12 protein-coding genes are annotated in these 14,085 nt (G+C 67.7%); 8 read left to right on the top strand and 4 right to left on the bottom strand.

Translation table 11 applies throughout. The features are described from left to right. Positions 1–263 precede the first annotated feature (263 nt). The gene (cimA, locus tag ULB03_RS13380; RefSeq protein ID WP_322483583.1) at positions 264–1,886 is read left to right on the top strand and encodes a citramalate synthase; all 1,623 of its coding nucleotides are present in this window, start codon (positions 264–266) and stop codon (positions 1,884–1,886) included. A 31-nt stretch (positions 1,887–1,917) separates the two neighbouring features. Further along, positions 1,918–2,724 (top strand): RNA methyltransferase, encoded by an 807-nt coding sequence (locus ULB03_RS13375; protein ID WP_322483582.1) that lies wholly within the window; start codon positions 1,918–1,920, stop codon positions 2,722–2,724. A gap of 16 nt (positions 2,725–2,740) precedes the next feature. Here ULB03_RS13375 and ULB03_RS13370 read toward each other — a convergent pair whose 3' ends face one another. Beyond that, positions 2,741–3,619 carry an AraC family transcriptional regulator gene (locus tag ULB03_RS13370; protein WP_322483581.1) on the bottom strand — a complete coding sequence of 293 codons (879 nt, stop codon included), beginning with the start codon at positions 3,617–3,619 and terminating at the stop codon, positions 2,741–2,743. Between the two features lie 110 nt (positions 3,620–3,729). Beyond that, the gene (locus ULB03_RS13365) at positions 3,730–4,443 is read right to left on the bottom strand and encodes an FkbM family methyltransferase (protein ID WP_322483580.1); all 714 of its coding nucleotides are present in this window, start codon (positions 4,441–4,443) and stop codon (positions 3,730–3,732) included. A 235-nt stretch (positions 4,444–4,678) separates the two neighbouring features. Here ULB03_RS13365 and ULB03_RS13360 point away from each other — a divergent pair, with 235 nt between their 5' ends. The 6 genes from ULB03_RS13360 to rpsD all read left to right on the top strand — a co-directional run bounded on the left by ULB03_RS13360 (position 4,679) and on the right by rpsD (position 10,681). Continuing rightward, the gene (locus ULB03_RS13360) at positions 4,679–5,593 is read left to right on the top strand and encodes an alpha/beta fold hydrolase (RefSeq protein ID WP_322483579.1); all 915 of its coding nucleotides are present in this window, start codon (positions 4,679–4,681) and stop codon (positions 5,591–5,593) included. 62 nt (positions 5,594–5,655) lie between these two features. Further along, the gene (locus ULB03_RS13355) at positions 5,656–7,350 is read left to right on the top strand and encodes an amidohydrolase (RefSeq protein WP_322483578.1); all 1,695 of its coding nucleotides are present in this window, start codon (positions 5,656–5,658) and stop codon (positions 7,348–7,350) included. A 51-nt stretch (positions 7,351–7,401) separates the two neighbouring features. Further along, positions 7,402–8,226: a tetratricopeptide repeat protein gene (locus ULB03_RS13350; protein WP_322483577.1), complete on the top strand. Its 825-nt coding sequence runs from the start codon at positions 7,402–7,404 to the stop codon at positions 8,224–8,226. 2 nt (positions 8,227–8,228) lie between these two features. Further along, on the top strand, positions 8,229–8,993 hold the full coding sequence (locus ULB03_RS13345) for a tetratricopeptide repeat protein (protein ID WP_322483576.1): 765 nt from the start codon (positions 8,229–8,231) through the stop codon (positions 8,991–8,993). A 110-nt stretch (positions 8,994–9,103) separates the two neighbouring features. Then, positions 9,104–9,835, top strand: a complete 732-nt coding sequence (locus ULB03_RS13340; RefSeq protein WP_322483575.1) for a peroxiredoxin-like family protein — start codon at positions 9,104–9,106, stop codon at positions 9,833–9,835. 231 nt (positions 9,836–10,066) lie between these two features. Further along, positions 10,067–10,681, top strand: coding sequence for a 30S ribosomal protein S4 (gene rpsD, locus ULB03_RS13335; RefSeq protein WP_145615591.1), 615 nt, complete (start codon positions 10,067–10,069; stop codon positions 10,679–10,681). An 87-nt stretch (positions 10,682–10,768) separates the two neighbouring features. Here rpsD and ULB03_RS13330 read toward each other — a convergent pair whose 3' ends face one another. Together ULB03_RS13330 and ULB03_RS13325 are read right to left on the bottom strand one after the other, a co-directional pair. Next, complete coding sequence (locus ULB03_RS13330; protein WP_322483574.1) at positions 10,769–11,314, bottom strand: cytochrome b; 546 nt, start codon at positions 11,312–11,314, stop codon at positions 10,769–10,771. 37 nt (positions 11,315–11,351) lie between these two features. Beyond that, positions 11,352–13,949, bottom strand: coding sequence for a cation-translocating P-type ATPase (locus ULB03_RS13325; RefSeq protein WP_322483573.1), 2,598 nt, complete (start codon positions 13,947–13,949; stop codon positions 11,352–11,354). Positions 13,950–14,085: the final 136 nt, after the last annotated feature.

The raw sequence follows: 14,085 nt of genomic DNA, 5'->3' as shown, positions 1-14,085 counted from the left end.
ACGGCGGTCGAGACCGGGCCGGCAAGAAATGAACACTTATGGGAAACGTAATAAGGCAGGTAAATTTATTATACAATATACCAATTCGCAGGGGGTAATATGCCGCGCGGCCGAGGCCCGGGGGTGGCCAGGCGGAGCGGCCAGGGTGGGATGCTCAGGGCCGCCATGTGCGGGATTGGGAGCGGGAAAGGTTGCTTCGTTGCGTGGCTTCGTCCATTGTCGCAACTCCGTTTCGTTTATTGGCCTTGTCGCGATCCTCCATTATGACTGACCGCCCCCGCATCCACCTGTACGACACCACCCTGCGCGATGGCGCGCAGACCCAGGGCGTGGACTTCACCGCGGCCGACAAGGCCGCCATCGCGCGCGAGCTGGATGCGCTGGGCATCGATTACATCGAGGGCGGCTGGCCGGGGGCGAACCCCACGGACGACGCCTTTTTCGCCGACCCGCCGCTGCTCAAGCGGGCGCGGCTGACGGCCTTCGGCATGACGCGCCGGCCGGGGCGCAGCGCCGGCAACGATCCGGGGCTGAACGCCCTGTTCAACGCCACCGACCGGGTGCCGGGGGCGGGTGTCTGCCTGGTGGGCAAGACCTGGGACTTCCATGTCGACGTGGCGCTGAACATCCCGCGCGGCGAGAATTTGGACCTGATCCGCGACAGCGTGGCGGAAACCGCCGCGCGCGGGCGCGAACCGCTGTTCGATGCGGAACATTTCTTCGACGGCTACAAGGCCAACCCGGATTACGCCCTGGCCTGCGTGCGTGGCGCCTATGAGGGCGGGGCGCGCTGGATTGTGCTGTGCGACACCAACGGCGGCAGCCTGCCGCATGAGGTGGAGGCCATCGTGGCGGCCGTGGCGCGGGAGATCCCCGGCGACCGGCTGGGCATCCATTGCCATAACGATACCGAGAACGCGGTGGCCAACAGCCTGGCGGCGGTGCGCGCCGGCGCCCGCATGATCCAGGGCACGCTGAACGGCCTGGGGGAGCGCTGCGGCAACGCCAACCTCATCTCGCTCATCCCCACGCTGACCCTGAAGATGGGGTATGACACCGGGGTGGATGCGGAGGGGATGCGCCGCCTGGTCCATGTCAGCCGCCTGCTGGACGACCGGCTGAACCGCGCCCCCAACCGCCACGCCGCCTATGTCGGCGAAAGCGCCTTCGCGCATAAGGGCGGCCTGCACGTCTCGGCGGTGGAGAAGGACCCCACCAGCTATGAGCATGTGCCGCCCGAGAGCGTGGGCAACCGCCGCCATGTCGTGGTGTCGGACCAGGCCGGCCGGTCCAACGTCCTGGCCCGCCTGCGCGAGGTGGGCATCGCCATCGAGCCCAACGACCCGCGCGTCGGCGCCTTGGTGGAGGCGGTGAAGCGGCGGGAGTTCGAGGGCTACGCCTATGATGGCGCCGAGGCCAGCTTCGAGCTGCTGGCCCGCCGCACGCTGGGCACCCTGCCGGACTATTTCCGCCTCATCTCCTTCCGCGTGCTGGATGAGCGGCGGTGGAACGCCAAGGGCGACCTGGTCACCCTGTCGGAGGCGACCGCCAAGCTGGAGGTGCCGGGCGTGGCCGACGCCCTGATGACGGTGGCGGAGGGCAACGGCCCGGTGAACGCCCTGGACACCGCGCTGCGCAAGGCCCTGATCCCCGCCTATCCGCATCTGGACGGCATGCGCCTGGTCGACTACAAGGTCCGCATCCTGACCCCCCAGGACGGCACCAAGGCGGTGACCCGCGTCATGATCGAAACGCGGATGCCGGACGGCGCCCCTTGGGTTACCGTCGGGGTATCGGCCAACGTCATCGACGCCTCGTTCAACGCGCTGTTCGACAGCATCACCTATTGTCTCTACCGCGCGGGGGCCACCGTCCCCGCCGCGTGAGGGACGAAAGCCAGTTCAGGACCCCCGTGCCATGAGTGGAACCGACCGCCGTATGCTCGCCAAATCCCAGGCTGAAGGGACGCAGGAGGGTGCGGGCCCCGCCGTCATCCTGGTGGAGCCCCAGTTGGGGGAGAACATCGGCACCGTGGCGCGGGCCATGCTGAACCACGGCCTGACCGACCTGCGCCTGGTGAACCCGCGCGACGGCTGGCCCAATGAGAAAGCGGTGTCGGCGTCGGCCGGCGCCACCCTGGTGCTGGACCAGGCCCGCGTGTACGAGAGCACCAAGGACGCCATCGCCGACCTGCAGAAGGTCTACGCCACCACGGCGCGCCCCCGCTACATGGTCAAGACCGTACTGACAGCGCGTGAGGCGGCGACGGAAATCCGGGCGCACGCCCAGGTGGGCCGGGATGTCGGCATCCTGTTCGGGCCGGAACGCACCGGCCTGGTCAATGACGACATCGCGCTGGCCGACACCATCATCACCATCCCGCTGAACCCGGGGTTCTCCTCCCTCAACCTGGCGCAGTGCGTGCTGCTGGTGGCGCACGAATGGTTCCAGGCGGGCTATGAGGGGCCGGAGCGCGAGCTGTACACCGGCAACTCCCGCCCCGCCACGAAGGAAGAACTGGTCAACCTGTTCGAGCACCTGGAGGCGGAACTGGACGCCACCGGCTTCTACACCAGCGAGGAGAAGCGCCCCAGCATGGTGCGCAACATCCGCAACCTGCTGCAGCGGGCGCACATGACGGAGCAGGAGGTGCGCACCTTCCACGGCGTGATCGCCGCCCTGACCGGCCGGCGCAAGGACGGCGGTCCGGTCAAGGGGCACTAACCCCCACGCCCGTCCCTCACACGACCACCGGTACATAAAAATCAATGACCGCGCCGGGGCGGGTGGGCGCGAATTCGCTGTCGTACAGCTCGAAGTCCGGGCTTTCCGCCACCTTGAGGCCCGACGCCGGGATCAGCTCGCCCCAGATGCGGGCCATGGCCGTCTTGACCTGGGGATGCAGGGGGCCGCCGTTGAGCGTGATGCGGAACACGGCGTAGGTCGCGGCCGGAATGCGCAGGGTGGTGAACCCCGCCGGGGGCGTGGCGTCGGGGGTGATGCGGACGCCGGCCATGTAATCGAAGCTGCCCTCCGAGCGGTCCGCCGCCCACACCACGCCATAGGTGGCCCAGCTGGGTTCCTGTCCCGCGAAGGGCAGGGCGCCGATCAGCGCCGGCCAGAGCTGGGGAATGGTGGCCTTGGTGGCGCCGTCGAAGCGCCGCGACGGGCCGGCAACGGTGAAGGCGTCCAGGGGGACCAGGTCGGGCAGGTGGGTGACGTCGACGTCGGCGCTGTCGGGCAGGCTCATGGGATATTGTCCTTCGAAGGGGGTGGCGGAAAAGCCTTGCCGGAACCGGCCGGGGGCCACGCCGAAGATGCGGCCGAAGGCGCGGGTGAACGCTTCCTGGCTGTCGAAGCCGCAATCGAACGCCAGGTCGATCAGGCGCACATCGGGATCGCTGGCCAGGCGCTGCGCCGCCTTGACCAGCCGCCGCCCCCGGACGTGGGCCATGACGCTGCGCCCCATGCGGGCGGTGAACAGGCGGGAGAAATGATAGGGCGACAGCGCCATGCGCGCGGCGATGTCGTCCAGCGTCAGCGGCTGGTCCAAATTGTCCTCGATCCAGGACAGAAGGTCGGCGAGGCGGTCGGGCTGTTGGGGATGGTGCTGGGTCATGCCGGCACTATGACCAATGCCGGCGGCCCCGTCCTGACCGGTCTTGCTGTTTTGGGCCCTTGCCGTTTCCGGGGATGGCGATGCACCCTGGTGCCCGCCGGCCCGCGCCGTTAGGCCGCCGGGTTGGCGAGCGCGAAGATGTAGGTGACCCGTGCGACTGCGGCGAGCTTGTATCCGTGCTTCACCAGATGGGCCACGGTGGGGTCACTCGCCAGATTCAGGATGTCGATGTCGTGAATCTCGATGCTGATGACGGCAGGCCGGTAGCGTTCCAGGTCAAGGCTGGCAAGCACCGGCCGGTCAAACCCTTCCAGGTCGATGTTCATATAGTCGATCGACTGGCCGCTGGGCAGATTTTCATCCAGGATCTGGTTGATTGTCTTGACCGGTACCATCCGTGTGCCGATCTGCTTCCGGCCCATGCGCTTCCACTCTTCCGCCGTTTCGGGGCTGAGCGTGTTCGTGCCGTTGCTTTCAAACATATGGTAGACGAGTTCACCCTCACTCGGGCCGACGCCGGTGCAGATGTTGATGTCGTTCGGCCGTTCCTTATTGAACAGTTCGATCACGTCGATATTCGCGTCGATATTCATCCCCCGCCAGCTCATGTGCCGCAGCAATTGGGTATTTGACATTCGACGCGGATGATAAGCGCCTACATCCACATAGAATCCGCCATGTGGCCGCTTGATGTCGTAAAAGAGAATATCAGAAATAAGGGCGTCTTCCGCGAATTGAGAATATATTATCTTTAAATTAGGGTCTCGAATTATATCAAAATATTGACTAGCGCTAAATTGTTCGAGGAGGTTGAGTCGGATCATTTTAAGCGCCTAGCTTTGCAAATGTGCATAAGATAAATCGGGATCGGTTAATTGTGAAGGCAATATCTCTCGCTGCGTGTCGTCGCCTTTGACAGGTGGGCTGGGTGGTTAGCGTGATGCGCTGACAGTGCCGGGCACGACCTGAGGCCAACTGTTTGGTCCTTCAGTTGGATGACGTCGCCAAGCTGCGATCCTTGCTGTAGGTTCAGGGCCAAACAACAAAAGGAGGACGGGCATGCGGGCACCGCTGGCGGGTATACTGGGATTGGCGATGTTGCTGGCGGTGGCGCCTATGGCTGCGGCATCGGCGGCCAAGGAGCAGCCGCAAACCATCCAGCTCTTCGGCGCCGCCATCAAATATTACGAGGCCGGACGGGGTCCGACCCTGGTGCTGGTCCACGGCCTGGGCAGCAGCGCGCAGGGTGACTGGGGCAAGGTCATGGCGGAGCTCGCCAAGACCCATCACGTCCTGGCGCTGGACCAACTGGGCTTCGGTGCGTCGGACAAGCCCATGATCGACTACGCCATCCAGACCTGGGTGGATTTTCTGGGCGAGTTCCTGCGCCAGAAGAAGGTGACGGACTTCACCCTGATGGGCAAATCCCTGGGCGGCTGGATTTCGGCGCAATACACCATCCAGGCCCTGGACGGCGTCGCCGCCGATCCCGCCTTCGCCCTGCCCAAGCCGTCGCGGCTGGTGCTGTGCGACGCCGCCGGCCGGCATGACACCATGGCCAAGACCTTTGGCCCCAAACCTACTGGTACCGCCGCCCCGCCGCCCGCCGCCTCGCTGGCCGGGCAGAAGGCGCTCCTGGGCGCCATCTTCCATGATCCGCGCTGGTCCACCGGGCCCGCCGCCCTGAAGCGCGGCTTCGCCTGGAGTCTGTCCAAGGGCGACGCCTGGACCATCCATTCCGTCTACAGCAACCCGGCGCTGCTCAACGAGGCGGTGGACGGCAAGCTGAAGGACATCACCATCCCCACCCTGGTGGTCTGGGGGGCGGAGGACAAGCTGCTGCCCCCGGCGGATGGCCAGTTCTACGCCGACGGCATCCCTGGCGCTAAGCTGGTGACCATCCCCGACAGCGGCCACGCCCCCATGATCGAGACGCCCAAGGCCTTCCTGGCGGCGGTGGAACCGTTCCTCTAAAATTTGACCGCACGGAAATCCCCTGTACCCTTGGCGGCAATGAAACCAAGGGGATGGCGATCATGACGCGTATGGGGCGGATGGCAGCGGCGGTCTCGGGCCTGGCGCTGCTGGCAAGCCAGATTGCTGGGCAGGCGTGGGCCGCGCCCACATTGCTGGTCAACGCCCTGATCCACACCGAGGATACGGCCCACCCGACCGCCAGCGCCCTGGCCTGGGATGAGACCGGCACCCTGCTGGCGGCGGGGGAGACGGCGGACCTGATCCAGCGCTATCCCGGCGCCGTCACGGTGGATGCCGGCGGCGCGCCCGTGGTGCCGGGCCTGATCGACGCCCATGGCCACGTGCAGGAGGAGGGGGCGGCGCTGCTGACCGCCGACCTGTCGGGCAGCACCAGCAAGGCCGAGATCATCACCCGCCTGAAGGCCCAGGCGGCCAAGTTGCCGCCCGGCGACTGGCTACAGGGTTGGGGCTGGGACCAGAACCGCTGGCCGGATAAGGCCTTCCCCACCGCCGCTGACCTGGACGCCGCCTTCCCCGACCGGCCGGTGCGGCTGGAGCGCATCGACGGCCACGCCGTCTGGGTCAACAGCGCCGCCCTGCGCGTCATGGCGGCCCAGCCCAAGGCCAAGAGCCTGGACGGCACCTGGCAGCCGCAAGGCGGCCGCATCGTGCGCCAGGGCAAGAAGGCCACCGGCGTGCTGATCGACAACGCCATGGATCTGGTGGCCGAGGCCCTGCCGCCGCGCACCGACGCCCAGATCCGCCAGGACTATACGCTGGCCTTCGCCGAGATGGTGTCGCTGGGCCTGACCGGCACGCATGAGCCGGGCATCGACCTGCAATCCTTCCGCGTGCTGCAGGACATGGCCGCCAAGGGGGAGGTGCCGGTGCGGCTCTACACCATGGCCGATGGCGACCATGAGGCGCTGGCATGGCTGTGCACCCAGAACGGCGGCTACACCGACCCCACGGGCCGGGTCCGCATGCGGGCGGTGAAGCTGTACATCGACGGCGCGCTGGGCAGCCGGGGGGCCAAGCTGCTGCGCCCCTACAGCGACGATCCGGGTAACAGCGGCATCTATGTCACCAACCCCGCCGACTATCCCCGCATCGTGGCCAAGGCCAAGGGCTGCCGCTTGCAGGTGGCGACCCACGCCATCGGCGACGGCGGCAACCGCCTGGTGCTGGACACTTACGCCAAGGTGCTGGGCGCCGACGCCAAAAGCGACCATCGCTGGCGGGTGGAGCATGCCCAGATCCTGACTCTGGACGACATTCCGCGCTTCGCCCAGCTGGGCGTCATCGCCTCCATGCAGCCCACCCACGCCACGTCCGACATGCCCTGGGCGGAAAAGCGCCTGGGCCATGACCGCCTGGCCGGCGCCTATGCCTGGCAGAGCCTGCGCCGGACGGGCGCCCGCCTGGCCCTGGGCTCCGACTTTCCGGTGGAGAAGGTGAACCCCATGCTGGGCCTCTACGCCGCCGTCACCCGCCAGGACCTGGCCGGCCAGCCGCCGGGCGGCTGGTTGCCCGACCAGAAGCTGACGCGGGAGGAGGCGCTGGCCGGCTTCACCCGCGACGCCGCCTACGCCGGCTTCATGGAGGGGGAAGTGGGCGCCCTGAAGCCGGGCCTGCGCGCCGATTTCGTCATCCTCAGCGCCGACCCCCTGACCGTCGCCCCCCGCCAGATCGCCGACATCAAGCCGCTGTCCACCTGGGTGGACGGCAAGAAAGTGTATGAGGCCGGGAAATAGGATTTTAGTACGGGGGTTGCGCCCCTGGCGTGCCGCGACCGTCCTGATAGAATGATCGCCAATGTGCAACGATCGCACGGGATGGGGATGGGGGAAGCGATGCGCGGTGGGGTGTTCGCCGTTCTGGTGTCGTCGGGCTTGGTTTTTTCGGGTGCTTCCGTGTGGGCTCAGGATCAGGGGGCCGCCCCGGCTCAGGGCCAGGCGGCCCCCGCACCGGCTGATCCTCAAAAGGCGGCTGAGGACGCCGAGGACCAAGCCATGGTGCGCGTGCTGAGGGAGGGGATGCAGGCCATGCGCTCAGGCCAACCACGCCAAGCCATCGCATCCTATGATCAGGTGATCGCGACCTACGAGGCGCGTTACAAGGGACGCAAGGAAAAGGTTTATTGTGGCAGCACGACTGTGGAAGTCCTCGCCTACATGGTGCTGGCGGCCAGCCAGAAACAGTCGGCCATCGCCGTGGCACCCAACTGGGCCATCGCCTATTTCCTGAAGGGCTATGCGCAGGTGGAACTGCAGGACCTGCCCGGGGCGAAAGCCAGCCTGGAGCATGCCCGCGACCTGTCGCCCTATAATCCCCAGTTCCTGATCGAACTGGCGAACCTGTACAAATCCGAGAAGAATTGGCCTTTGGCGCTGGAGACCTATCAAGCGGCCAAGGAACATTCCGCCGCTTTCTCGTTGCCTCAGGCCAAGGATACGGACGAGATGAAGGCCCTGCATGGCATCGCCTTCGTCTACTCCGAGACCGGCAAGCTGGAAGAGGCCGAGGCCATCTACAAGCAGTGCCTAGCGAAGAATCCGCAGGACGCCTACGCCCAGCATGAGCTGGATTACGTGGTGCAGCAGAAGGCCAATCAGGCGCAGGTTCATTGAAGATGCGGGGCGGTAACAGCCCCCCCTTGGTGATCCTGGCCCTGCTGGCATGTGCCGCCTGTGCCGGGGTGACAGCGGGGGAGACGGTCGTTCCGTCCGTCAAAGCGCCGTCGGCCACCCCCTCCTTGCCTACCGCCGATCTGACCCCTGACCCGGTATTGGGCAAAGCCTTGCTGGAGGGGCTTTTGGCGGTGCGGGCGGGAGCTCCCCGGCGGGCGGTGGATGGCTATTTCGACCCGGTCATCGCCGCTTATGAAAGGCGCTACAAGACGGTGCCGGGGCGCCTCTATTGCGCGCGCGGCATGGGCGAGGCGACCCTCTATATGCAGGACGCGGTGCGCACCCATCAGCCGACGCGGGTGGTGGAGGCCGGGTTGGTCCTGGCCTATGTCTACCGGGGTCGTGAATTGATGACCCTGGATGACCCGGTGGGGGCGCAGGCGGGGCTGGAGCGGGCGCGTGCCCTGTCGCCCGCCAACGCCGCTGTCCTGTTGCAGTTGGGGGCCGCGTACAAGGCCCAGCGCAAATTGCCTCAGGCGCAGGAGGCCTATCAGGCGGCGGTGGACTCGGCCGACCTGTCGCCGCCGGAAACCAGGCCGCAGGAAACGGCCGACGCCTTTTATGGTCTGGGCAGCACCTACGTCGCCATGGGCCGCTTTGATGAAGCCGAGGCGACCTACCGGCGCTGTCTCAAGGTGCTGCCGGGCAATGCCCTGGCGGAGATGGAACTGAAAGAGATTCAGCGCCAGCGGGCCCAAGGCCGCTGATGGGGCCACTTCATCCCGGCCAATAAGACGCTCAAGGATTCCTCGGGTTTTTCAGGGGGCCGCCGCTGGCAGAGTGGCGGCAACCCTTCAAACCCCGGGAGCCCAGAGCCATGAGCCAATCCGCCCTCACCGAAGCCGCCGCCGAGCCCACGTTGAACCAGCTGTTCGCCGACCTGCACGCCCACCGGGTGGCGACCATGGATCCGGCCCAGTTGCAGATCAACATCGACCAGCGGCGGGAACTGGTTGAGACGGCGGACCGCGCCGCCTTCGTCCGGCCGGGTGACCGGCTGGTGGGCGAGGTGCTGCTGGATGTGGAGGGTGGCACGCTGCATCTGGGCGCGCTGCTGGCGCGCGGGCCGGTGGTGCTGGTCTTCTTCCGCTTTGCCACCTGTCCCGCCTGTAACATCGCGCTGCCCTACTATCAGCGCCATCTGGAGCCGGGCTTGCGCGCGCTGGGCGCCCAGCTGGTGGCGGTTAGCCCGCAGGTGCCGGAGCGTCTGGTCGACATCAAGCGCCGCCACGACCTGACCTTCATCGTGGCCAGCGACCGCGACAACGCCCTGGCCCGCCGCCTGGGCATCGTCTTCACCGCCAACGCCGCCTCGCAGGCCAGCCAGTTGGCCAAGGGCGGTTCGCTGGGCGAGGTCACGGGCACCGGCACCTGGGAATTGCCCATGCCGACGGTGGTGGTGCTGGGCCGCGACGGCGTGGTGCGCTATGCCGATGTCAGCCCCGACTGGCTGGTGCGGACCGAACCGGGGCCCATCCTGGATGCCGTGCGCGCCCTCATTGTCGAAGATGGGGCGGCGGAGGACAGGGCCAGCCGGGCGGCGGAATAGGGGGCGGGGGTGCTGGATCGCCCCCGCATGGCCCCTGTGCAACGGCGGGGGTGAGCGGCCCGTGGTTTCCGTTGACTTGGCCGGCGCGCCGCTTATAGTGCCGGCCTTCCCTTCCCGGGAAGGCGGGTCCGGGGGATCTCTCCCCTTGTCCCCGTCCGTGGGGCCTGATTGGCAGGACGCCATGGAACTACCGGGACAACAAGCCGCGTCAGCGGCAGCTGGAGCTTAGAGATGAGCAAGCGTTTAGAGTCCAAGTATAAGATTGACCGCCGCCTTGGCGTCAACCTGTGGGGCCGTGCCAAGAGCCCGGTCAACCGCCGCGAATACGGCCCCGGCCAGCACGGCCAGCGCCGCAAGAAGCCGTCCGACTTCGGCCTGCAGCTGATGGCCAAGCAGAAGCTGAAGGGCTACTACGCCAACATCGGCGAGCGTCAGTTCCGTCGCATCTACCAGGAAGCCGTCCGTCGTCGTGGCGACACCGGCGAGAACCTGATCCAGCTGCTGGAGCGTCGTCTGGACGCCGTGGTCTACCGTATGAAGTTCGCGCCGACCCCGTTCGCCGCGCGTCAGATCATCAACCACGGCCACATCCTGGTGAACGGCAAGCGCCTGAACATCGCCTCCTACCGCGTGAAGGATGGCGACACCATCGAAGTGCGCCAGAAGGCCAAGCAGTTCGCCATCATCCTGGAGTCCGTCGCCTCCGGTGAGCGCGACACGCCCGAGTACGTGCAGGTCGACACCGGCGCGCTGAAGGGCACCTTCGTCCGCGCCCCGAACCTGGCCGACGTCCCGTACCCGGTGACCATGGAACCGAACCTGGTGGTCGAGTACTACTCGCGCTAATCCAGGCTCCTTTCGGAACCGGAAAGATCAGGCCGCGCCCCTCGGGACGCGGCCTTTTCTATTTGTGCGCCCGGTGGGCTGGCCCTCTCATGTCCGGCGGGGCAGCATGCGGTCCAGGATACGGTCGCGCCACAGCACGACATGGACGGCGACGGCGGCGACATGCAGGCCGATCAGCACCAGCAGCACGGTCACCAGGGCCTCGTGCATCTCGCCCAGCGTCCGCCCCAGGGGCGACCCCGTCGCCACCAGCGCCGGCAGGTCCAGGGTGCCGAACAGCGTCACCGTCCAGCCGCGCCGCGACGCGTCGGCCCAGCCGGTCAGCACCAGGGCGAATACCAGCAGGTACAGCAGCCCATGCACCGCCGCGGCCGCCTTGTGCTGCCAGGCCGGCAGGCGGGGATCGGCGGCGGGCTGGGGCGTCAGCAGCCGCCAGCCCAGGCGCAGCGCCATGACGGCGCCGATGGCGACGCCGAACGACAGGTGCAGGTTGACCAGCCCCTCCGGCGGCATTCCCCGGCGCAGTTCCGGCATGGTCCAGCCCAGCGTGTACTGTACCGCCAGCAGAACCACGACCAGCCAGTGGAACCCCTTCATGGCGCCGCTGTAGTGGGGCGGGGATGTGTGGTCCATGGTTTCCTCCTTCTCCAAATCAATCAACGCTGGCCCATCAAAGACGCAGCTGTTTGGTCCACAGTGGCTTGATCGCCTCCAGGGCCAGGACCATGGCGGCGGCGGCCCCCAGGGTGATGGTCAGGTCATGGGCGGGTAACGGCGCGAAAGCGAACAGGGCTGCCGCCGGCGGCCAGGCGAGGGTCACCGCCAGCACCGCCCCCATCACCCCCGCCACTGCCCACAGCGTGGGGTTGGGACGCGTCACCGCCCGGAGGAGGGAGGCGCTGAAGGAACGGTTGACCAGCACCAGGCCGAAATTGACCAGCACCAGGGCGACGAAGGCCAGGGCCCGCGCCTCTTCCGTCGGCACCCCGCCTTTCAGCGCCCCGACGAACAGCAGGGCGACCGTGCCGAACGCGACGGTTCCCTGAAGCAGGCTCCACATCAGCAGCGCGCGCGAGAACAGCGGGCTGTTCGGGGACCGCGGGGGCCGGCGCATGCTGTCCGCCTCCGACCGCTCGGCCTCGAAGACGATGGAACACACGGGGTCGATCACCATTTCCAGAAAGGCGATGTGCACGGGGCTGAGCAGCAGGGGCAGGTCCAGGACCAGCGGCAACAGGGCCAGGCCGGCGATGGGCACATGGATGGCCACGATATAGCCCATGGCCTTGCGCAAATTATCGTAGATGCGCCGTCCCAGGCGGATGGTCTGGACGATGGACCCGAAATCGTCGTCCAGCAGCACCAGGGAGGCCGCCTCGCGCGCCACATCGGTGCCACGGCCGCCCATGGCGATGCCGATGTCCGCCGCCTTCAGCGACGGTGCGTCGTTCACGCCGTCCCCCGTCATCCCCACGATCTGGCCATCGCCCTGCAAGGCCTTGACGATGGCCAGCTTGTGCGCCGGCTGGGTGCGGGCGAACAGGGCGGCCGCGCGGATGCGGGCGGCCTGTTCCGCAGGCGGCAGCCGATCCAGGTCCGCGCCCGTGACCAGCGGGTCGGTGGGCAGACCGGCCTGGGCGGCGATGGCCCGGGCGGTTTCCGGGTAATCGCCGGTGATCATGACCACCCGGACGCCGGCCGACAGGCAGTCCCGCACCGCGGCCGGCACCTCCGCGCGCAGTGGATCGCTGAAGCCGACGAGGCCCAGCAGGCGGCAGGAATACTCCCGGCGGTCCACGGGCGGCGAGTTTGGCGCCTCGCCCCCCGCTACGGCCAGGACGCGCATGCCGTTCCGGGCCATGCCGTCCACCGCGCTGAGCATCGCCGCGCGGGTGGGGCCATCCAGGCGGCACAGCGCCGCCACCGCCTCCGGCGCGCCCTTGATGGCCACGATGGCGTTGGTTTCCGGATCCGCCTGCCAGACCTGGGTGATCGCCGGCACCCCCGGTTCCAGGCCGTATTCCTTCATCAGGGTCCAGGAGGGGCCCGGCGGTGGCAGGTCCAACTCCCGCCCCAGGGTGTGGAAGGCGCGGTCCATGGGGTCGGCGGGGGTTTGCGCGCTGGCCAGGATGCCATGGCGGATCAAGGTGCGGATGAGGTCCGGCGGGTGATCGCCTCGCGGGTCCAGGCCCCGCGCCAGGTCGGCGGCGTCGCGTACCTCCGTGATCGCCATGCGGTTTTGCGTCAGGGTTCCGGTCTTGTCGGTGCACAGGACGGTCGCGGCGCCCAACGCTTCAATGGCCGCCGCGCGGCGGGTCAGCACCCGGGCCCGCGACAGGCGCCATGCCCCCATGACCATGAATACGGTCAGAACCAGGGGAAATTCCTCCGGGATCATCGACATGGCCACGGCCAGGCCGGCCAGGATCCCTTGCAGCCAGTCCCCCCGCACCAGCCCGTACAGCGCCATGACCAATAGGCTGACGGTCAGGCCAGCCACGGCGACGCCCCGGACCAGCCGCCGGGTCTGCCGGTTCAGGCGCGTGGGCTCGGGATGGATGCCGCCCAGGGCGGCGCCGATCTTGCCGATCTCGCTGTGCCGGCCGGTGGCCGTCGTGGTGCCGCATCCCCGCCCGCGGACCACCAGGGTGCCGGAAAAGGCCACGGGCAGGTCATCGCCCCCGGGCGTGACCGCCTCTGTGGGGGCTTGGGTGGTGGTATTGGCGGTGTCAGGGGCCGTGCTGGCGGGCCGCTTGCGCACCGGCAGCGATTCCCCGGTGAGCAGGGACTCGTCGATCTCCAGATCCTGGGCGGAGATCAGATGGATGTCGGCCGGCACCCGGTCGCCTTCCTCGATGAAGACGACATCGCCGGGTACCACCTCCCGGCCAGGGATGCGGAGTCGCATGCCATCCCGCACAACTTGGGCGCGAGGACTGGTCAGGGTGCGCAGGGCGTCCAGCACCCGTTCGCTGCGGCTCTCCTGCGCGGCGGCGATGCCGACCGATGCCGTGGCGAACGCCAGCAGCATCAAGCCCTCACGCAGGTCCCCCAGCAACAGGTAGATGAGGGCGCTGACCATCAGCAGCGCGAACATCGGCTCCGCCAGGATGTCCAGCAGGATGCGGAGCAGGGGGCGCCGGTCGGGGCGGGGCAGTTCGTTGTAGCCGTTGGCTGCCAGCCGCCGCGCCGCCTCCGTGGCGGTCAGCCCGTAAACGGGGATGCCGGCGATCGGGGTATTGGCGTCGCTGGGCATAGGGCTGGACATGGGCGCGCGCCGGTGGGCGGTGGTCGGGTTCCCCCAGACTGCGCCACTCACGCCCCCATGCCTTGATGCACATCAGCCCAACGGAGCCATGACCAGCGGCGGGAGCCTCAAACCCGCCAACGCCACATCCAAGAGT

Origin of the sequence: Nitrospirillum goiasense (genome assembly GCF_034427435.1) — a bacterium.
In the GTDB taxonomy this organism is placed as follows: domain Bacteria; phylum Pseudomonadota; class Alphaproteobacteria; order Azospirillales; family Azospirillaceae; genus Nitrospirillum.
The sequence above is the reverse complement of the archived record's forward strand: the minus strand, read 5'-3'. Positions and strand labels throughout refer to the sequence as shown.

Excerpts from the sequence above, each read along its gene's own strand:
- ULB03_RS13325 (WP_322483573.1), bottom strand. The coding sequence starts at position 13,949 with ATGTCCAGCCCTATGCCCAGCGACGCCAATACCCCGATCGCCGGCATC.
- ULB03_RS13345 (WP_322483576.1), top strand. The coding sequence starts at position 8,229 with ATGCGGGGCGGTAACAGCCCCCCCTTGGTGATCCTGGCCCTGCTGGCA.
- ULB03_RS13340 (WP_322483575.1), top strand. The coding sequence starts at position 9,104 with ATGAGCCAATCCGCCCTCACCGAAGCCGCCGCCGAGCCCACGTTGAAC.
- ULB03_RS13370 (WP_322483581.1), bottom strand. The coding sequence starts at position 3,619 with ATGACCCAGCACCATCCCCAACAGCCCGACCGCCTCGCCGACCTTCTG.
- cimA (WP_322483583.1), top strand. The coding sequence starts at position 264 with ATGACTGACCGCCCCCGCATCCACCTGTACGACACCACCCTGCGCGAT.
- ULB03_RS13365 (WP_322483580.1), bottom strand. The coding sequence starts at position 4,443 with ATGATCCGACTCAACCTCCTCGAACAATTTAGCGCTAGTCAATATTTT.
- ULB03_RS13355 (WP_322483578.1), top strand. The coding sequence starts at position 5,656 with ATGACGCGTATGGGGCGGATGGCAGCGGCGGTCTCGGGCCTGGCGCTG.
- ULB03_RS13330 (WP_322483574.1), bottom strand. The coding sequence starts at position 11,314 with ATGGACCACACATCCCCGCCCCACTACAGCGGCGCCATGAAGGGGTTC.
- rpsD (WP_145615591.1), top strand. The coding sequence starts at position 10,067 with ATGAGCAAGCGTTTAGAGTCCAAGTATAAGATTGACCGCCGCCTTGGC.
- ULB03_RS13375 (WP_322483582.1), top strand. The coding sequence starts at position 1,918 with ATGAGTGGAACCGACCGCCGTATGCTCGCCAAATCCCAGGCTGAAGGG.
- ULB03_RS13350 (WP_322483577.1), top strand. The coding sequence starts at position 7,402 with ATGATCGCCAATGTGCAACGATCGCACGGGATGGGGATGGGGGAAGCG.
- ULB03_RS13360 (WP_322483579.1), top strand. The coding sequence starts at position 4,679 with ATGCGGGCACCGCTGGCGGGTATACTGGGATTGGCGATGTTGCTGGCG.